This window comes from Shewanella sp. YLB-07, assembly GCF_009377275.1.
This window is the reverse complement of the sequence record NZ_VOQB01000005.1, coordinates 431,774-452,041: the sequence shown is the minus strand read 5'-3', so window position 1 is coordinate 452,041 and position 20,268 is coordinate 431,774. Positions and strand designations below refer to the sequence as shown.

At 45.3% G+C, this 20,268-nt stretch carries 14 protein-coding genes and 2 riboswitches; of the genes, 8 read left to right on the top strand and 6 right to left on the bottom strand.

What is annotated here, in order from left to right:
• Positions 1-82: 82 nt before the first annotated feature.
• Positions 83-601 carry an Hcp family type VI secretion system effector gene (locus tag FS373_RS13925; protein WP_144048025.1) on the bottom strand — a complete coding sequence of 173 codons (519 nt, stop codon included), beginning with the start codon at positions 599-601 and terminating at the stop codon, positions 83-85.
• Positions 602-920: 319 nt separating this feature from the next.
• Here FS373_RS13925 and FS373_RS13920 point away from each other — a divergent pair, with 319 nt between their 5' ends.
• The gene (locus FS373_RS13920) at positions 921-2,129 is read left to right on the top strand and encodes a porin (RefSeq protein WP_152829648.1); all 1,209 of its coding nucleotides are present in this window, start codon (positions 921-923) and stop codon (positions 2,127-2,129) included.
• A gap of 124 nt (positions 2,130-2,253) precedes the next feature.
• Here FS373_RS13920 and FS373_RS13915 read toward each other — a convergent pair whose 3' ends face one another.
• From FS373_RS13915 to FS373_RS13900, 4 genes are all read right to left on the bottom strand, one after another.
• On the bottom strand, positions 2,254-3,081 hold the full coding sequence (locus FS373_RS13915) for a PepSY-associated TM helix domain-containing protein (protein WP_144048023.1): 828 nt from the start codon (positions 3,079-3,081) through the stop codon (positions 2,254-2,256).
• 61 nt (positions 3,082-3,142) lie between these two features.
• Entirely contained in the window at positions 3,143-3,673 is a 531-nt protein-coding gene (locus tag FS373_RS13910) for an FMN-binding protein (protein ID WP_144048022.1), read from the bottom strand.
• A gap of 121 nt (positions 3,674-3,794) precedes the next feature.
• On the bottom strand, positions 3,795-4,964 hold the full coding sequence (locus FS373_RS13905; RefSeq protein WP_185977090.1) for a porin: 1,170 nt from the start codon (positions 4,962-4,964) through the stop codon (positions 3,795-3,797).
• 358 nt (positions 4,965-5,322) lie between these two features.
• Entirely contained in the window at positions 5,323-7,521 is a 2,199-nt protein-coding gene (locus FS373_RS13900) for a TonB-dependent receptor family protein (protein WP_144048020.1), read from the bottom strand.
• Positions 7,522-7,815: 294 nt separating this feature from the next.
• Between FS373_RS13900 and FS373_RS13895 the strand changes: the two genes are divergently transcribed.
• The 7 genes from FS373_RS13895 (at position 7,816) to FS373_RS13865 (ending at position 19,353) form a co-directional block, all read left to right on the top strand.
• Entirely contained in the window at positions 7,816-8,526 is a 711-nt protein-coding gene (locus FS373_RS13895) for a DUF3581 domain-containing protein (RefSeq protein WP_144048019.1), read from the top strand.
• 243 nt (positions 8,527-8,769) lie between these two features.
• A riboswitch (glycine riboswitch) is annotated at positions 8,770-8,878 on the top strand.
• Positions 8,879-8,886: 8 nt separating this feature from the next.
• Positions 8,887-9,018: riboswitch (glycine riboswitch) on the top strand.
• A 146-nt stretch (positions 9,019-9,164) separates the two neighbouring features.
• A complete protein-coding gene (locus tag FS373_RS13890) occupies positions 9,165-10,514 on the top strand; it encodes an alanine/glycine:cation symporter family protein (protein WP_152829647.1) in 1,350 nt (449 codons plus the stop codon).
• Positions 10,515-11,190: 676 nt separating this feature from the next.
• A complete protein-coding gene (locus FS373_RS13885; protein ID WP_152829646.1) occupies positions 11,191-14,865 on the top strand; it encodes an ATP-binding protein in 3,675 nt (1,224 codons plus the stop codon).
• Positions 14,865-15,518 (top strand): hypothetical protein, encoded by a 654-nt coding sequence (locus FS373_RS13880; protein ID WP_144048016.1) that lies wholly within the window; start codon positions 14,865-14,867, stop codon positions 15,516-15,518. The genes FS373_RS13885 and FS373_RS13880 overlap by 1 nt, the downstream gene beginning before the upstream one ends.
• Before the next feature lies 1 nt (position 15,519).
• Positions 15,520-16,740 (top strand): phosphoenolpyruvate carboxylase, encoded by a 1,221-nt coding sequence (locus FS373_RS13875; RefSeq protein WP_144048015.1) that lies wholly within the window; start codon positions 15,520-15,522, stop codon positions 16,738-16,740.
• On the top strand, positions 16,728-17,603 hold the full coding sequence (locus FS373_RS13870; protein ID WP_152829645.1) for a hypothetical protein: 876 nt from the start codon (positions 16,728-16,730) through the stop codon (positions 17,601-17,603). Before FS373_RS13875 ends, FS373_RS13870 begins: the two co-directional genes overlap by 13 nt.
• A gap of 466 nt (positions 17,604-18,069) precedes the next feature.
• Positions 18,070-19,353 carry a dicarboxylate/amino acid:cation symporter gene (locus FS373_RS13865; RefSeq protein WP_152829644.1) on the top strand — a complete coding sequence of 428 codons (1,284 nt, stop codon included), beginning with the start codon at positions 18,070-18,072 and terminating at the stop codon, positions 19,351-19,353.
• An 89-nt stretch (positions 19,354-19,442) separates the two neighbouring features.
• Here the strand turns inward: FS373_RS13865 and FS373_RS13860 are convergent, their stop codons facing one another.
• Positions 19,443-20,210 (bottom strand): substrate-binding periplasmic protein, encoded by a 768-nt coding sequence (locus tag FS373_RS13860; protein WP_227992762.1) that lies wholly within the window; start codon positions 20,208-20,210, stop codon positions 19,443-19,445.
• Positions 20,211-20,268 lie beyond the last annotated feature (58 nt).

Sequence of the window (20,268 nt, the reverse complement as noted above, 5' to 3'; positions counted from 1 at the left end):
AGGAGTAAAAAAGCACAGGACATATCTGCCTACAGGCATAGGGTGAAGGTCTGTAGGCAAATTCTTAGTATTAAGCTAAGGCTTAAGCCTCGATCGGTTTGCGCCAATCATCGGCACCGGATGTTCCGGCGGTAACATGGTCCCAATCAATCTTGCGATAGGCCATAGAAACGGTTAGCAGCTGAGTGAAATCAGACTTCGCATTGTCTTGGCAATGGGGCATATGGCATTGGATGTCTATGATGGTGGCACCTTCAAGCTTAGTGCTGAAGAAGTGCTCTTGCTTGCCTTCCACTGAGGTGCGGTACCATTTAAGCTCAACTTCTGAGATCTTTTCACCCGAAGCCAGAGAGTTATACATCAGAGGCACCGCTTTATTCAGGGCGACGGTAAACTTGAACGGTTTGTGAATGCGTTGACCCGAAGGCTGGCCCGACTGTGGATCTGTCGGGACTGTGACTATGTGGTCGAATTCCTGAACCAGCATCTCATCTTCGTGGCCTTCAACGAAAATGTCACCGACTGAATCGGCAGTGAAAGCTCCTGCAGTAATGTGCCCTTGGGTCTGACCCTTGATGGAGATATAACATGGAGTTGGCATGGTTATTCCTTAAGTTAAAAATTATTTTTAAGTTCATTTGTTGTGGCCACGGCCTGATAAAGAGCAAACACTATGCCAATAAAGTAACCTATTGAATTAAAAAGCATAGATAGGAAATGATATTTTATCTGGGCAATATATGGCCCAGCGCTGAGCAAGATCTTGCCCAGCGGGCAATAAGTGGCCCAGCTTTTATGTTAAGTCTTATCTGGTAAACGAAGGAGGCATGTATTTAGCTGGTAAACACCTTTGAGTGATTGGTGATCTTTTGTTAATCTCTGTAACCATAGAGGAATAAACCACTAAGGTTAGGCGTTACATGAGAAAAACTTTACTAGCAACGGCGTTATCGGCCGCTATTTTTGCCCCGTCAGTAGCGGCAATCGAAATTTATAAAGATGACAAGAACGCAGTGGAGATTGGTGGATTCATTGACGCACGTGTCATCAATACTCAAGGCGCTACAGAAGTCGTTAACGGCGCGTCACGGATTAACTTTGGTTTCACTCGTGAAATGAGTGATGGTTGGAAAGCGTTTACTAAGCTGGAGTGGGGTGTTAACCCATTTGGTAACAGTGAGATTGTTTATAGCAGTGAAAGTAACTTCGAGTCTAAGAGCGGAGACTTTTTAAATAACCGTCTTGGTTATGTCGGTATTGGCCATGATACGTACGGTACTTTAAGCATAGGTAAACAGTGGGGCGCCTGGTACGACGTTGTTTATAACACTAACTATGGTTTCGTATGGGACGGTAACGCGGCGGGTGTCTATACCTATAATAAGGCCGATGGTGCGATAAATGGTACAGGCCGCGGTGATAAGGTGGTTCAATACCGTAATAGTTTCGATGATGTGAGTTTCGCACTTCAAGCTCAGTTAAAACACGATATTTTTTATACCTGTGAGGCAACACAAGGCCTTAGCACTGATTGTGAAGAACGTTGGAAGGCTAATGAAGAGTCACAAGAGGTTCATTATGATTACACTTACGGTGGTGCTATCACATATCTGGCTACAGATAAGCTCACGTTAACCGCTGGTGTTAACCGTGGTGAGTTTGAAGTGGCTTTTAATACCGGTGAAATGATCACTGCAACCGATCTTATTTATGGTGTCGGCGCCACCTGGGGAGGCTTCGATAACCAGGGCTTCTATGCAGCCGCAAACTTCAACAAGAATGAAAATCACGATACCGATAACCTAGGCCGTCTAATTAAAGACTCTTATGGTATCGAATCTCTGTTCTCATATAAGTTTGATAATGGCCTACGCCCATTTATCTCCTATAACATCTTAGATGCGGGTAGCGATTACGTTATTCAGCCAAATAGTGCAGATCCTAAAGATGTGTTTAAGCGTCAGTTCGTCGTTGCTGGCTTGCACTACGTTTGGGATGTGAACACAGTGCTGTATGTAGAAGCCCGTAAAGATTTTAGTGATTTTACCAGTGCAGACAAGGAGCAAGAGGCGAAAATGTCTATCTCGGAAGATGATGGCGTAGCCGTAGGTATCAGATACACGCTTTAAACACTGACCTTGTGAATCGACAAGCTAGTAAGCGATTGTAAGCATATAAATATGCCGAAAATGTTGGGAACATTTTCGGCATTTTTTATGTGGAAAATGTCTCAGAAGTGCGAGTAATTAGGCGCTAGTACCTAGAAACTCGAGCCTTCTTTTTTGGCCTTCCTTGTACCCATAAATATATTCCCGATATCGCCATGACGATCAACGAGAGTGCCACCAGGTCCATAAACCAGGGGCCGAATGAGCCGAAGAAGCGTCCGCTATGAATGTCTAATATCACACGTTCCCAGGTGAGGTGACTCGAGCGGGCCAGTAAAGAGATAGTATCCGATTCAGCTTGAGCGGCTGGCGTATCCAGGGCCTGTGACCAGAGGATTGGTGCAAATGGCATGGCCTTGGTCCATTCGATAAGGTCATCATCTGCCATAAAGTAGCCACCTTGCGTCTTTAGCCAAATTTGGCCATCGAAACCTATGGCTTCTATGCCTCTGGGTAAGCCCATGGAGGCATCTTGTTTTTCCATAAGCTCGCCATCCTGTGACACCATGTAGAGATTATTCGAATCGACGGCGAGTATCATCTTGCCTACAGTTATCATGCCTTTAATGGGTGAGTCGGCTTCGACGGCTAGCCGATGTTGTATCCAGACTAAGTTGTCAGAGCTGGCAAGACTGAGGGGCAGGGCCTGATAGATAACAAGCTTGTTTGGTGGGGTGATACCATAATAGTCCAATAGCCAGGCTTGTTGCACGGGAGCTGAATCTATGGATAGATGATTGCTATGGTTGATAACAACGCCGGTAATGGCCATTAGCATGATGAACAGGGCACAGAAAATGCCTAATCGTCTATGCCAGGGGCGAAGTTGTTTGGCTAACTTTTTTCCTAGCCTTTTGGTGTGGCTTTTCTGTTTTTGACTATTGTTTCGATTACTGTGATGCTTTTGAGTCATTCTTATTGTCTTAATCGTTTGTCGTTGGCCCAGCCTCCTGCATCACAGCCAAACTTTTAGCTTAACTTTTGGTGACGTGGGCATCTAACCATAATGCGATGCGAGACAGTTTAGTCAAGGCTCTGACTGACAGAGTCGCACCAGTGATGCCATCTATGTGCTGATTTAATTTTAAATCGTCCTTTAGTTTGGCGGATTTAAATTGATCAGTAAAGAAATCATGCCTGACTTCATCGCCTCGGCTCTCTCTGTAAACCAGTACCTTAGTTTGGGCGATTGCCTGATCTTTAATATGAATACCCACGGTGATGGGGGATTCTTTACCTATCTCTTCTAAAATCCAAACAGTTTCAGACTCTTGTTGCCAATACCTTAAGCGCATCTTCTTGAATCTATGTGACAGGATCTCTTCGATAACATCCTGTGCCTCATCGTCTATCCAGAAGACTTTTGCCTTGGGGGTAGGGGCGTTGAAGGCCTGGCTGATGAAGTCATCTGGTTCCTGATAAACGCCGCGAGCTTGAGCGGATTGACTGAAGGATAAGCTAACAATGAATGAGAAAGCTAAGAGGCAAAGAGAGGTTAACTTCATATTAGACTCGGATGCGAGAGAAGGAAATGACTAAAACTAGTTAAAATATAGATGAGTGCCCGATAAAGGGCACTCATAATTGCGCTCATTGACTAATGAGTGCTTGTCTTGGTTCTACTATTTAGAACTGGTAACCTACACCTAGGTTGAAGCCGTCAGAATCTTTAGCGCCGCCAACTTTCTCGTAGTCAGCCTTGAACACGACGTTTTCGTGTAACCAGTAGTTCACGCCGACATTAGTCTGAGTGATCTTAGTGTCGTCGTTGTTACCGGCATTGTTGTCATACTCGTTGTAACGCGCGAAGATACCGAAGCTTTCGTTGAAGCGGTAAGCTGGTTCAATGTACCAACCATTCTGATCGTCACGACCTAAGGCTTCAGCTTCTTTGCCATCGATATCCCACTGAGCATAAAGGGCTTTAACTGTAAAATCTTGAATGCTGTAGATAGCGTGTGCAGTAAGCATGACTGCAGAAGCAGTATCAACACCGCCAGCGCCCTGAGTTAAATCTGACTGGTACTGAGCGGTAGCTGCAAGCTCTAGACCTGGAACCGCAGTGTATTTTACGCGTGCAGTGTAAGCCAGATCATCAGCTTTTGCCTTAGATACTTTTTGACGTCCGCCGCGAATGCTATATGTCTCATCAACATATAGACCTGAAGTGATAGCACCGTCGAATGCAAGACCTGGAGCTGCTTTAACATTAAGGGCAGCACCGGCTTCCCACCAAGTTGCAGGAAGAATATTTTTTTCAACTGGGTTACGCTCAACACCGTAGAATGCTGGTGGCTCGTGAGTCTCGTTGATGATACCCACTGGCATCAGGAATAAACCCGCTTTACCGGTTAGCATTTGGTTGAAATCATGCTCAATGTAAGCCTGCTCCAGCTCAACTTCACCTTTCTTGCCTTCACCCGAAATTGAGTGCTCAACTTCTAATTCAGAGAAGAAACGTGTGCTTTCGCTGAACTCATGGCCGACGAATAGCACGAAACGGTGGAAGTCTATCGCTTTCTTATCTTTGCCTGACTGGTTATCTGTGATGTTGTTGTAGTGAAGTTCACCATAACCACCAAGTGTTGTGGCACTCTTTGACTCTGCTGTCGCTTCTACTACGTCGGCTGTCTTCTCGACGCGCTGCTCGGTTGCATCTAGGCGTCTTTCAAGATCTTTCAGTACTTTCTGTTGTTGCTCAATGACTTTACGTAGCTCTTGAGTCTCATCAGATGCAAATGCAGTCTGAGAGGCTAAAATGCCAAACAAAGCGCTAGCAATTATGGTCTTCTTCATCATTCTCTTCCCTGTTGTTATTAAAGGGTTATTAAATTTGGGGCGATTCTATGTAACTGATTTCAATAATGCAAACTATTATCATTTGGTTTTTGATAAAGATCAACAAACGTAAAGAAATAGTAAATAGTGTAGATGAGGGGTTAAAACTTACTGGAGGGTATATTTTCTTTTAAATTAGTATGATGGCAAGAAAAAGAAATAAAAAAGGTGAGCCAATGGCTCACCTTTTTTAAAGTGTAAATTTTATTCGTCTTTAGTGGTAAATCGGTGTTATTGACACTCTAAATTCACATATAAGAATAATATCTAAGGTATAACCATATAAACCAGCTGGATATGGCCTTATCTATCTAGATTAAAATTTGTAAGAGTAACCCACTGTGACAGTCATCGGCTTACCCGCAAAGTTTGAACCGTGGATCTTGGTGGTCACATACTCAGTGTCAAATAGGTTTTCTGCGGTTAGGTACACCTCTTGTGCGTCAGAGATGAAATAACGTCCCGATAGGTCGACTATGGTTTTGGCTTCGATAAGATTTTCTTGAGCTATCTCGCCTTGACCCGCCACGGTTCTTACCTCATCGGTATAACGTGCCGCCAATGTTAGCTCCCAGCTGTCGGCTTTGACGCCTGCCGATGCAAATAACATATTTTCGGGTAGGTAAGGCAGTTTGTAGCCTTCCTCGACTCTGCCCCATGGATCGAAATCCGATTCGAAGCTGTTAGCAAATTCGGCACTGGTGTAAGTGTAGGCGAGTTTCACCGGGAAATTAATGTCACCTTCGTTGTTGAAGTTATAGGCCAAGCTAAACTCGAGCCCTTTAACATCGACTTCACCGCCGTTGTATTGATTGCCAATACTGTCATCATCACAGCCTTTCGAAGCTGAGCAGTCTCCGTGCATGTTGCTGTAATCACTGTAGAAGAAGATGGCTTCAGAAGTTAATGCACCGGCGTTATAACGTGCACCAGCCTCATAATTCCAGCTTTCCTCTTCCTGGCGTTCGGCGTTACCCGGAGCGGCAGGTGCAAAGCCTTTCTGCACGCCGGCTAAGACTAGCCATTCGCTGTTGATCTGGTAAGTAGCAGAAAGTGACGGCAACCAGGCCGAAAAGCTGTTACTGATATCTGTATCTGGCTCGCCATCACGGCCTGGATTTGTCTTGCCCCAGTCGATGCGTCTGGTTGTGACATCTTCGTAGCGAACGCCGGCTGTGATGTTGAAGTCTCCGAGTTGGATCTTGTCTTGAACATATAGGGCTAAGGCTTCGGCGCTATCTACGCGGTTGGAATCTGTACCTGGTACGCCAGCTTCAGTCATAACCATGACCTGATCGGAACCCATAAAATAGGTATCCACCCACTGGTATCTATCCATCTCGTCTTCGTGGTAACGGGCGCCGAAAGACAGATCGTGATTGCCTAAGTACCAGTTAAGCTCAGTTTGAATCCCCTGGGAGATGTAGGCTCGGTTATTGGCTTTGACGTCGACATCAAGACCGTCGGATGTTGGGTTTTTATCGAAATCTGCCGCAATTTGAGTGCCGTCACCGCTGATGCTCTTTCCATCGATCTTACTGGTCTTATACCAGTTACGCTTAAAGTCGTTATGGTAAACCGTAGTGCCTAAGGTCAGGTTATCGCTAAAGTCTATGATGTGGTTAATCTGGATCTGTGTGTGTTCTGTCTCCATCACATCTTTTTGTGATGCCGAGTAGCGGCTATATGGATTAGCCGCAAAATCTTCATCTGTGAGCCCCATATAGGTCTCATTTGAGGTTTCATCTGAATACTTAAGCTTTACTTCCAACACCTGGTCAAATTTTGCATCTTCAGCCGAGTGAATGCTTATCTTAGCCATGGCATCATTTTTCTTAAATCCGGTATCGCCACCGACACCATTGATATCTCTGAAGCCATCGGCCTGATAGCGATAGATGTCTATCACACCGCCGACACGTTCACCTTGGCCGCCTGCATAGGCATGAAGCTTACCGAAACCATCCTGGCCAGCCGCCACATCCAGCTTGCCGGCTAGCTCTTCTTCGGGGATCTGACGTGAAATAAGGTTGATCACTCCACCTGTGGTACGCGGTCCGTATTTAACTGTCGAGCTGCCTTTAAGGATCTCGATAGATTCCATTCTGCCAGAAGTTGGGAAGTAGTAAGCGGCGGGTGATGCGTATGGCGCTGGAGCTGCTAGGACCCCATCTTCCATTATGGTGATCTTCTCGGTGCGGTTCTGCCCCGTGCCGCGCATACCTATATTGGGTCTCAGACCGTAGCCGTCTTCCTCCTGTATATACACGCCCGGTATGCTGGCGAGTGTACGCATGATGTCTGAATACTTGAAGGCATCTAATTCGGCCTCATCGATGAGATGAGCGCTACCCGGTACGGTATTGAGTGGGTTCTTCTTACCGAAGATACTGATCTGCTCGATAGGCGCGATTGTTGCAATTTCTTTGGCTTCTTGTGCAAAAGCCGGAGCGGATAGGGCGGTAAGTAGAGCGGTCGAAATTAGGCTCAAAGACAAGGTTTTAGGCTGCGGCATAAATACTCCATTGCGCAATACAGAAAAAAAACCACCGATTAACTGATATTAGTAATCTTAGTGGGAGTTATTCTCATTTCTTCGCGCATTTTAATGCCTGCGTATTAAAATTAACTTAAGTTGGGTTGTGTTTACACTTGTTAACTAAAGATAAACAAGGGTTAAACAGAGACTAAACTTGGGGAGAGTGTTTGAGTTGGTTTTGAGTTAATTTAAGTCATCGGGTGAGTGTTTTATCGGATCTGATATAATATGTGCTGCTATTTTGTATCTCAACAGATTTATAGAGTGAATATGTTCTTAACACCTTATTTTAAAAAAGAAAATCAAACCATTACAGTGCTTGCCGAGCAGGCCAGTGATTTCGCAAAAGGCGTGGCTCAGGACTTTAACCCTATCCACAGCGTAGGGGCCAAGCGTTTCTGTGTGCCGGGGGATCTTCTTTTTTCATTGGTGTTAGGTGAGTATGGCTTGAGTCAGAAAATGACGTTTAACTTTGCCGGCATGGTCGGAGCAGGCGTTGAGCTGCAATTTCCCGAAACTGCCGAGCAGCAACTTGAGATCCGTGATGACAAGGACAAGTTGTATCTGAAAGTCGAACGCCTGGGAGATGTGAGACATTGTCAGACTCAGATAGAGTCATTTATTCGCAGTTATGTTGCTTTCTCTGGTCACAACTTCACCCATGTTTTAGTGCCCATGATGGAACAGCATCAGGTGATGATTAATCCGGCCCGCCCTTTAGTGATCTATGAGAGCATGTCTTTCGATTTGACTACCTTGGATTTCGAACAAGTGACTCTGTCATTGGTTGAACAAGCGCTTAAGATTGACGGTAAACGAGGAGATGTGACCCTTAAGTTTGAGCTGCATAGTGGTGATAAACTTGTAGGAACCGGCATTAAGACATTAGTGATGAGCGGTTTACGTCCCTATGATGCCGAGTTAGTCAAAGGCATGGTCGGCAATTACGAAAGCTATCGTACTGAGTTCGAGCAAGCTTAATTTTTAGTTATAGCTAATCTAAGTATAACTTTGCTAGTCATTATTTTAGAGTGCGGGTATCCAGTATTCGCACCTTATATTCAATAAATCATCACATCTTCTCGGTTGGTCAAGAAATCTACGTTCAACTTGTGGATGATAAAAGTGTGATCTGGCTACTTGTCTGCTTTATCTCATTAATGCATGCTGTGCCACCGCTAAAATAGCAGATAATATCAATCTCTATTTTGGCAATCCGTTCGGATGAAGGTAGCAGGAGAGTGGGGAATAGCCCCCACACCGACGAGGCAAGTTTAGTTTATTGAAAAATGACTGAACCACTCTTTCAGGTGCCAATTACGATTGGCGTGGACTGTTACTGGACGAGCCTCTGGAGAGATCGCAAATAGCTTTTATTTTATAAGGTTATCATGCGGCGCCGAAGGCGAAAGTGCCTAAGTTATCTACCCACTTAGACGCGAAACGCTCAGGCAAAAGGACAGAGGAGAGGATGACTGCATAGCCCTGTCGTTTGTCTCTATGATAGTTAATTAGCACATGCTAATCTATTATCAGTGTTGCGTCCGGCTGCGGCGCGTTACAGCCATTTCTTGTTCACTTCCGTTTATTAATTTGTTGTTTAATAATCGAGAATAGCAATGAATTTTGAATCACTTCTAGTTGAAATTAATGCCCTGGTTTGGGGGCCTATTACTTTGTGTTTATTAGTCGGTACAGGTTTATACCTCACCATCAGACTGAGACTTATCCAGGTGCTCTATCTGCCTCTTGCCTTGAAGCTTCTGTTTAAACCTGCCAGCGGAAAAGGAGATCTCTCCTCCTTCGCAGCGCTCTGTACCGCGTTATCAGCCACTATTGGTACTGGGAATATTGTTGGTGTCGCCACCGCGATTAAAATTGGTGGTCCGGGAGCTCTGTTTTGGATGTGGTTAGCGGCATTTTTCGGAATGGCAACCAAGTATGCCGAATGTATGCTCGCTGTTAAATACCGCACTACAGATGCAAGAGGTCGGATTGCTGGCGGCCCTATGTACTACATTGAGCGCGGTTTAGGACTTAGCTGGATGGCAAAAGTTTTCGCTATCTTCGGTGTAGCAGTAGCTTTTTTTGGCATAGGTACATTCGCCCAAGTTAACGCCATTAGTGATGCCATGACCATCGCCTTCGATGTACCTACTTGGGTGACAGCCCTTGTATTAACCTTGTTGGTGGCTGCTGTGACATTCGGTGGCGTGACTCGTATTGCCAATGTGGCTAAAAGGTTAGTTCCTAGCATGGCGCTAGCTTATATCATTGCTTGTTTGGGGATTTTGTTTAGTTTTAGTGATCAGATCCTACCGGCATTTGATCTGGTGATTACCTCGGCCTTTACTCCTATCTCTGCCGCAGGCGGCTTTCTGGGGGCTACTGTAGCGCAAGCGCTGAAAATTGGTATTGCCCGTGGGGTATTCTCTAATGAAGCCGGACTCGGTAGCGCGCCTATCGCCGCAGCGGCGGCTAAAACAGATGAACCTGTGGAGCAGGGGCTAGTGAGTATGACCGGCACCTTCTTCGATACCATTATCATCTGTACTATGACGGGTTTAGTGTTGATAATCACAGGCGTCTGGAGCGGTGATGCGGCGGGGGCGGCTATGACCAGCGCGGCCTTTATGGCGGGAAACTCTCCCATTGCCGGTCAATATGTCGTTACCATTGCCTTGGTTTGTTTTGCATTTACCACCATCTTGGGTTGGCACTACTATGGCGAGCGTTGCTGGTATTACCTCGTGGGCGACAGAGGACTTAGACTCTATCAGGGGTTATTTCTATTTCTGATTGCCGTTGGTGCCTTTATCAAGCTGGATCTTATCTGGCTTCTTGCCGATACCGTCAACGGATTAATGGCGCTACCTAATTTGATAGCCATCATTGGGCTTAGGCATGTCGTCTATGGTGAGACCATGAGTTATTTTGCTAAGCGAGATACTAGGGCGCTAGTAGTCTAGTTGAGGCTGATTTGGCCGTGTGGCTAAGACGACGCTACGCTGGTAGGGCTGAGATGATGCTGCGCTGGTAGGGCTGAGATGATGCTGCGCTGGTAGGGCCGAGATGATGCTGCGCTGGTAGGGTGAGATGATGCTTCGCTGGTGGGGTGAGATGACGCTGCGCTAGTTGAGGCTGAGGTGATGCTTCTTTGTAGAACCGGCTTTAGCCGGGAGTATAGTCGATGGATTGAACCTCGGGGCTAAAGCCCCTCCTACGGTGAAGCCCGTCGTCTTTGCTATTCATCCTGAACTCGTTTCAGGATCTCGCTTTTAATCGCCAACTTGTTGGCATCGTCTTTGATTTTCAGACGGAGTCGACATCATAGCTTCAATATCGTCTTGGTACTTATGGCGTAGCAACATCATAGCTTTATCTGGGCGTAGCCCTATCCGTTATTCAAAATTAATTGCGCTTTACTTAAGCATTTTTTTGATACAAATTAGCGTATGATCCCGCTTCTAAATACTGCAGCTGTTTGCGGGGGACTCCCCGATTGCCAAGCATGTCAGTTTGCTTTATTTTAGACTCTCAAAATTGAAACTGAATAGATTAGATTAGCCTGTTTATATCCCATATAAATCGGCTTTGTGGTGATCTGTTGCCGTCAATAGCGGCAATGTTTGGATAAGGAAAAAGATGTCAAGCTTGAATCGAATTGTGCTGATTAATACACACCTACCTGGCGTAGTTGAACTCGCCCTCGATGGACACACCAATATTTGTGGTACTAACGCCTCTGGCAAGACCACATTACAGCGTTTAGTGCCCGTATTTTATGGTGAGTATCCGAGTCGCGTCGTGCCTTCTACACGAGACAGTTTTGAGCGTTGGTATCTGCCCCATGACTCTAGCTTTATCATCTATGAATATAAGCGTGCCGATGGTCAGCTTAACCAAGCTGTATTGGCATCGGCTGGCGATGGTAAAGGGGTTAATTATCGATTTATCGGTAAAGGTTTTGAGCTTGATGATTATATTAAGACAAAGCATGGCGATAATATTCAATGCTTCACCATGGCTGAACTTGGCCGTGAGATGAAGCGGGCAGGCGTTGCTGTGACCAACTTGCTCAACACGCGTGAGTTTAGGGCTATTATCCAAAACGATAGAGCCTTGTTGAGCACGGGGAGTAATCGCACTGAGCTACGCAATTATGCGCGTCAGTTCTCCTTGTGTGAATCAGAGTATTCCCTGCGTCATATTGAGAAACTCGCCAAAGCAGTACATTCGAAAGAGGGCAAGATGGAGACGATCAAATCGATGATCGCCGCTATTTTGGAAGAAGATGGTGTTAACCCGCCTAGTTCGCGCATTAATCCACAGCAAGTTGAATCTTGGATCAAAGAGAGCCAACTTATTCAGGGCTTTGAGCTTATTCGACCAGAATTTGAAAAATTAGAGCAAGAGTTCGACCAACTGCTCAGTACTGAGCAGCGGCTCGCCAGTTTACGTCGTGGTTACAGCAAAGATGAAACCGATGAAATTGAAAGGCAAGAGCATCACCAAGACTTGTCTAAAGCGCTAAATGCAAAGTTAAGAGAGCTAGATGACCATTGGAAAGAGCAGCGTGATGAGCTCAACTTAGACTTGTCGGCTGCAAAGGGTGATGTTGCTAAGTGCGAATATGAACTGGACTCGATAGAAGATCAACATGCCTCTTTTCAAGATGCTGAAATCGAACGAGCTAAGTTGGATCTCGAGCAGCTACCAAGCTGGCGTGGCACACTAGAAAATTTATCTGAACGACATAAATTACAAACCGAAAAGCACCAAGATATTGAGGCGGCTTATAACGCTCGCCGTAGCAAGATTGGTGAAGGGCTTAACCGAGAGTTGGAAAACTTGCATCAAGAGCAGGACAGTTTAAGGGAGTCTCGTGATAAACAGCGTGAACAAGGCCGAGCTGAGTTAGCTTCGTTAGAGAGTCAATGGCGTGAGGCCACTGACAAAGGGCAGTCTACATTCAGTGAGCAAGGGTATCAACTTAAGCTGTCAGCTGCAGAGCTAAAAGTGCGGGTGGATAGCGTAACTTACTTGGAAGAGGAAAAGCTGGCGCTAGCTATTTTCGATGAGCGAATTACCCGTGCAGATGAAGAGCAAGAAGCGTGTAATGCCAAGGTGGATCGTTTTACTACTGAAGATCGCAAGCTTCGCGCCAAACGCGATCAAGCCAATGAAAGCCTACGAGTAACTGGTATTCGTGTCACTGAACGTCAAAGTGAGCTCGAAGAGCTGCATCATATACTGTTCCCTCAGTCACACACCTTGTTGGAGTTTTTACGCAAAGAAGCTAATGGTTGGGAAAATACCCTCGGCAAGGTGATCAATTCAGAATTGCTGCATCGCAGTGATCTGCACCCCGTTATTTCAGGGGAAAACCTCGAAGCACTTTACGGTATAGCGTTAGATCTCAAAGCGATCGATTCACCAGAGTATGCAGCGTCTGAGCAAGAGCTACGGATCAAGCATGCCAACGCCGAAGAGTTGCTCGTCAGTGCTAAAGAGCTACAAACTGAAGCCGAAGGGCACCTGGTTGCGGTCAATGCTGAACTAGATATTATGGCCAGAGAGCTTACTTTCTCTCGTACAGCCTATAAAAATAGCCGCGATGATCTGCGTCGTTTATTTGATGATAAACGTGCAGAGCAGGAGAAGATTCAGCTTGCCTTGAACGAGCGGAAGTCGGTTTCACAAAAGCAGTTAGCACGACTTGATAATGAGTTAAAACAGTTAAAGCAACAACAGCAAGAGTGGCTGGAAGCACAAAAAGAGCAAGCGTTGGAAGCGCGCATGGAGAAAAATGCCTACTGGCAAGAGGTCGTTGGTGCGCTTGATAACCAATTAGGCCAGATTAAAGCCAATATTCAAAATAGGCGAGACCATGCTAAGAGTGAACAAAAAGCGTGTGAGCTGTGGTATAAAAATGAACTCAAATCTCGTGGGATTGATGAAGCTACAATCGTTGCACTTAAAACCGAAATTCGCACACTTGAAGCTAATATCAGTAAATCAGAGCAGCGTCGTAGCGAAGTGTTGCGTTATGATGATTGGTATCAACATACTTGGCTAAAGCGCAAGCCTAAGCTGCAAACAGATCTGAGTACGGTTAAGCAAGCCACATTAGCATTAGAGCAGCAACTTAAATCTAAATCAAATGAGGTTAAGGCACAGCGTAGCGAGCTCGATGCTAAGCGTAAATCCTCTGATGCCGTGCAAGTTGAAGCCTCTGAGAATTTAACTAAGCTGCGAAGTGTGATGCGCAAACTCACAGAGCTAAAGCTTCCTGCCAATAATGAAGATGCCCAAGGGGGATTGAGTGAGCGCTTACGTCAAGGCGAAGATCAGCTGTTAAAGCGTGACTCATTACTAGGATCTGTGAAGCAATATGTGGAGCATTTTGATTCTGTTATTGCCAGTAAGTCTGGATCGAGTCTGTCAGAGACCTGGGAGCGTGCACGGGAAGAGTCGAGCTTTGTTAATGACAAAGGTATTAAGATCCTCGACTACCGCAAACTGGTCCCGCAACTGGAACAATTGCTCAATGTGATGGTGCCGCAATCTATGATGGCACTGAGAGAGCAAGGCCGTATCTTCGGCGTTGACTTGACTGCTTACTATGATGTGCTTGCCGACATAGATCGCCGTATTGCCACCCAAAGTGCACGCATCACCCGAGAGGTTGGCGAGGAGTTGTTCCTCGATGGTGTTTCTGAGTCTGCCGTTAAGATCCGCTCGCGTATTAGTGAACTTGAATTTTGGCCTGAGCTAGAAGCATTTGTCAAAGCGTTCCGTCAGTGGAAGGCTGATGGCTTTAGTGAGCTTCCGGGTGAGGATTACACTAACAGTATGCGTCGTGCTATCGACATCATAGGTCGCGCCGCGTTATCTGGTGGTATATCAAAACTGCTTGAAATTGAACTGCGCTTAAAAGAGGGTAATAGTGACCTTATTATCCGTACCGATAGACAGTTAAATGAATCCTCAAGCCACGGTATGGCTTACCTTATTCTGTGTAAGTTCCTGTTGGCCTTCACACGCCTATTACGCGGACGTGCTGATGTCACTATACATTGGCCCATAGATGAACTTGGGACCTTACACCACAGTAATGTGAAGAAGATATTCGATGCCTGCGAAAACAACAATATTTCTGTGTTGGGCGCCTTCCCTAATCCCGAGTCTGAGGTACTTAGCTTGTTTGCCAATCGCTATATCATTAATAAGCAGACTAAAAAATTGCAGGTTGTTAAACCACAAATTAATCCTATCGCCGAAAAACTTAGCAAGCGACTTACTCAGGAGGCGGTGTAATGAGTCAAGTAACCGAAACCACGTTAGTGGGTACGAGTGCGCTAATTGAGCGTTTATTAAAAGGTCAGTTTATCTGCCACACCACAGATGAAGATGGTTGGCGAGCTTTGAAAAATCCCGATACCCGTGAGCGAGTCGAGACTTATTTGAATCAGATTAATCGCACTATCGGATCGGCGGGTGAGGGCGAAGTCTTCTTCTGTGGTTATCAGCAGTTGGGTGACAACGAACGTAAGGTGATCTCGTCTCAGTTTAAAGATATTTGTAATGCGCTTATTCCGCTGGTGGAGTGGCTGGTTTTAGTGCAAGAGGGCAGCGGCCAAGACGCCCCTTTGTCTGAAGGTATCGCAGTGCGACTCACTGAGTTGCAGACCCGTATTGAAGACACTCCAGCTTTTCGTGAGCAACTGGCCAAAATAAGTCATTACCGACTCTTTGGATCAAGCAGTAGTAATGTTGATGCACAGATTAAACTGGTCTTTAAGCGTTTAGTGGAGCTGGGTTACTTAATTAAACCTAATGTTGAAAAGCAGATCTTTATCGCCACCGGTAAGCTCGATTATCTCTACGAAGTTATTCGTTTTATCGATGAAACCGAAGGTTTGAGCTTAGAGGCACAAGCCGAAACCGCAACCCAGAGGGATCTGGTTTAATATGAGTAATAACTTACATCAGGCTGGGGTTAAATTACTCAAACAGCTTGGCAGGCATGCAGAGCTGGTGATGGATGTTTATTTATCAGGCTCTGTATCGGAAGATGAGACCAATGCTGCAGCCATAGAGAAACTGCGTAAAAGTGATATTTTATGGCGTCCGGAAGCTGAGCAAGAGTTAAGGCTAAAGCGTTCGGTACGTGCACTGCTTGAAGAGGCATTGAGCGATGAGCGTAATCGCCAAATCGACTCGAATGTGGGTAGCTCATTGGCCAGTATTAAAACCTTAGCCGCGCATTATAAAGAGGCGCGTCATAATATTGATTATGCAGCCTCCGAGGCTTATCTCGCTGATTTAAGCGAGCATGTGTATAGTTTTGCAGACGGACTACGATATTCGATTCGTGTGCTCTGGAGTCGTATTAACAACGAATTTGGTTATGTCGGAACGATTAATGCCAAAATTCGCGAGAATGAATTAGCACAGAGTCAGGTGACTGAGTTACTCAATGGATTGGAGATGTTCCAATTTAGTGAGTTGGGTGAGATTGCCGGTGATATTCGTGAGCTAAGAAAACTCTTGGTTACAACACTACAGGAAACCTTGAGCGATTGTACTCAGGAATTAAGCGTGGTGCAGGGGCGCTTGCTTGAGCTGTTAGGCCGGTTCCGTCAAATTCGTGGCCGCACACGCCTGCTTAAAGGCTGGTTGCTCTATACCGACCTTCATCCTGACTATAGCCCAGCCGATCATGTTAGCCATAAGCAATTACCCGTGTTGTTTAACTGTGCCGAGGCCCTGCTTGCTCCCGCATCTGTCGACGTACATAGCACCTTATATGAACCTGAGCTGTTTGACATCGTATCGAGCATTAAGCGTATCGACAGGCTTCATGCTGGGCTAACCCACGTTGAACAAGATATAACACTGTCGCTAAGCCAAGCCGAAGACTTCGATATTCCCGATAACCCACTCAAGCTCGCCGTTGATGAGTATTTTTGTGCTGTGATTGATTCTGGCAAGAGCCAATCAGCACTCGAGTATTTAGATGAGCAAGCACTGGAATGGGATCGGGAAAGTTGGCTGTATCAGGTCATTTGCGGTTATGAAGGACTACCAGAAGAGCATAGACAATATTTCGAACTCGAAGCGATAGGTGAGCCTGATCCTGTGTACAGCGGTAACTTTGTTATTCGAGATGTTGAGCTGTGGCTCGCTTAACTAAAATTCATGTTAATTTAATTAGCAATGCGCTGAGAAAGCGCAGCGCTAAGGTGCCTTATAACCCAAATTGGCAAAAGATTTTTTCTGAGCTTGAAGTCGGCAGCCTGGATGAATCAGCACGGAGTTTACTGTTTAGCAAAGCGCAACTGCATCAGCTTAATGAGATGTCAGCAGCTTACTTTGGTGGGGAACTGCTGACGACCTCTTTTGAAGGGACTCGCGCAGAAGTCGCACAACATAGTCGCTTTGAAAAGTTGGCGACGATCACTCCAGATGAACAGTATGTGCTGATCAAGCCTCAACCTTTCTACACTGGAATAAGTGCTGAGTGTTCGCTTAGAGTCCCGTTGGGTGAAATAACCAAGTTACTAGAGTCACAAGCTCAAACTATGACTCATATCGTCATAGTGGAGAACCTTGATGTATTTGACTGTTGGGATGGCTTCTCAGTTGAAGCCGCACTAAAACACGCTCTAGTGGTGTACCGTGGCCATAACTCCTTAGCCAAAGGCGTTAAAGGCTTGCTGCAGCGATTACCCAATAGGATTGAGGTCGTTGCGTTTGTCGATGTCGATCCCGCAGGGATCCAAATTGCGCTAACAACACCTAATGTCACCCAGATTTTAGCCCCTGATATTCAAGAACTTTCATTGATCATAAAGTCATCTAGCTCAAGCGAAGATTTTGATATGCAGCATCAGCAAGTCAAATATATGCAACAGCATCAGGATGATTGGCAAGTGATTCAGCAGTTTATCATCCAACAAAAAATCAGCATTAAACAGCAACATCTACTTGCTTTTAAACTTCCTTTGATAATGCACAACAGGACCTCTAAGTACAAGCCTTCTACTAGCTAACTTAAAATATAACTATCGAATATTAGTCGTCACTGCAGTAGCTTTAACTGCTTTTATTTTGACCGATACTTATAATAATCATCTTTAACTTTACACCTGTTTAGTTTAACTGTTTGCTTTATGCTCATTTACAGGTCAAGTATTCTATCTTTACACTTGTATGCGGTCCAATGAACTGCCCTTGTCGCTGTAGCGTTTTGTTTTGTGTTAACTGTTTGGTGGTAATGTAAGTTTTTGGATTCGCGTATGTGGTTTGTTTTTCTTTATGTGTAAGTCATCATGGTAACTATATCTAGAGTTGCTTTTTTGTAACTTTATTACCTTGCTCGAATATGGTTGAAATTGTATCCAGCATGATTCACTATCTGTCCCCACAAGTGGGATAGAACCCCAAAATATAAGCATCGACATAGGTGCAAATTAATAAAAGCATACATAAAAGATATGCTGAATCGAAGGCAGGTATATGACTAAATCACTTTCATCACGGATCTTTATTGGTCTGTTTTCCGGATTAATTTTCGGTTCAATAATTCAATATCTTCTTGGGGATGTGAGTTTCTTCTCCGGCACTGTGGTCGAGATATCTTCTGGCGTGGGAACCATGTTCGTCAGCATGATCATGATGCTGGTCGTTCCTTTGGTGTTCGTCAGCATAGTATGTGGCGTTCTCGAACTAAACGACCTGAAAAGCTTCGGTCGTCTGGGTGGTAAGACATTCGGCTTCTATATTATCAACACCTTAGTGGCTATTTTTGCGGCTTTAGCCGTGGCACTATTGATTCAGCCAGGTTTAGGTGTCGACATGTCCGGCGGCACTGGCGCGACAATCACAGCCACCGAATTGCCAAATCTGGTTGAGCTAATCGTTAATATTGTGCCTAGTAACCCGGTTGCTGCGTTTAGTTCGGGTAACATGTTACAAGTGATATTCATGGCCTTACTTGTGGGCGGCGTACTCAAGTCTTTAGGCAATGCAGCTCCCTTATTGGTTCAAGGGTTCCAGGAAGGTAATAAGCTGATGATGAAGCTGATCACTGTCGTGATGCAGCTGGCTCCAATCGGTGTTTTCGCCCTGATGCTGAAGCTAGGTGCAACCTTAGAGGCGGAGATTTTTCTCAGTGTCGTCGAGTATCTGGTTGTCATCTTAGGCTTGTTATTGTTGTGGATTTTCGTGGTTTACCCTATGGCCGTTGGTGCATTCACTTCGGTCTCGGCTAAAGAGTTTCGCACTAAGACGCGTGAGCAGATCTTGTTTTCACTCTCTACGGCGAGTTCAAATGCAACGATACCTGTGACCATGCGCACCTTGACTGAGAAGCTAGGTGTTAAATCTTCCATCGCAGGGTTTGGTGTGCCGCTCGGAGCCACCATGAACATGGGGGGCGTGTCTATTTATATAACCATAGCAATCTTCTTCGTGGCGAATGCTTTTGGTGCACCAATTGCGATGGAGCAGCTACCTGCGCTGTTATTCAGTATCTTTCTTCTCTCTGTTGGTGCTGGCGGCGTCCCTGGCGGCGGTATGGTGATGATAGGTGTGCTAATTCATCAGATGGGCTTACCAGTCGAGGCTTTTGCCATCGTTGCCGCGTTAGACCGTTTAATCGATATGGTGCTGACTTCGTGTAACGTCGTCGGTGATGCTGCAGTATTAACCATAGTCGATGCGACCGAGCAGGGTTATGAAACCGTCAAGCAAGCCGCCTCGGCTTCTGAGTCTCAGTTACAAGAGACTAAGCAGGTTTAATCGATATAACTTAAATAATTTAAGAAAGCCCATAGACCTAGCTAGTAAAGCAGGTCTATGGGCTTTTTTATTGGGCTGATTTTCGTGCTTCATTGGTATTGAGACAAGATCTTGTCATAGCGACTCTGACTACCTTCAACCTGAGGGCGTTTAAGCTTGTCGATTGCATCTTGGAAGCTTGCGACGAGTTTAGGATCTGTGTCTTTGCTAAAAGCATAGAAGAGCTCGCTTTCCTTAAGGGTAAAAACAGATGTAAACCGATTATTGGGTAAGCTTGAATTTGCGATATACCAACGAGCGACGTTTTCTTCGTAGGCCCAAAGTTGTATTCGGCCCTTACTCAGCATTCTAACTAAAGACTCTGCACTATGAGCTTGTCTGATCTGACTGAGTGGAAAGCCACTGGAAAGTAGTAACTGCTCACCAATATCATCTTTTATCGTGCCAATGGAATATTGTGCAAGCTGCTCTATGGATTGAATGTTTATCTGCTCTTCAGTTAACGCGATTAAGACTATTTTTGTGCTTGTTATTGGCCCTGCCCATTGAAAAAGTGGCTCCCGTTCTTGGGTTCTTGTAGTTGAAAACAGTACACGGTTCGAGCCTTTGAGTATCATCTTATAGGCTCTTGGCCAAGGAAAAAGACGGATGTTGAGATCTTGAGGCTTGTGACTTGCCTGCAATAGAGCAGCATTGAGAAGGTCGATTGCAATGCCCTTGAATTCACCGTCTTCTATATAGTTATAGGGAGGGTATGACTCGGTGAGATACTCAAGCTTTGCTAGATCTACGGTATGCTCGGCAAAAGCCATTTGAGAAAAAAAACAATATAGGCAGGCTGACATCCAAAATTTCATAACTGCGTCAGTTAATAAAGTTCTTCGTTAAGTGTAGCAAGTCTATCGCTATTAGATT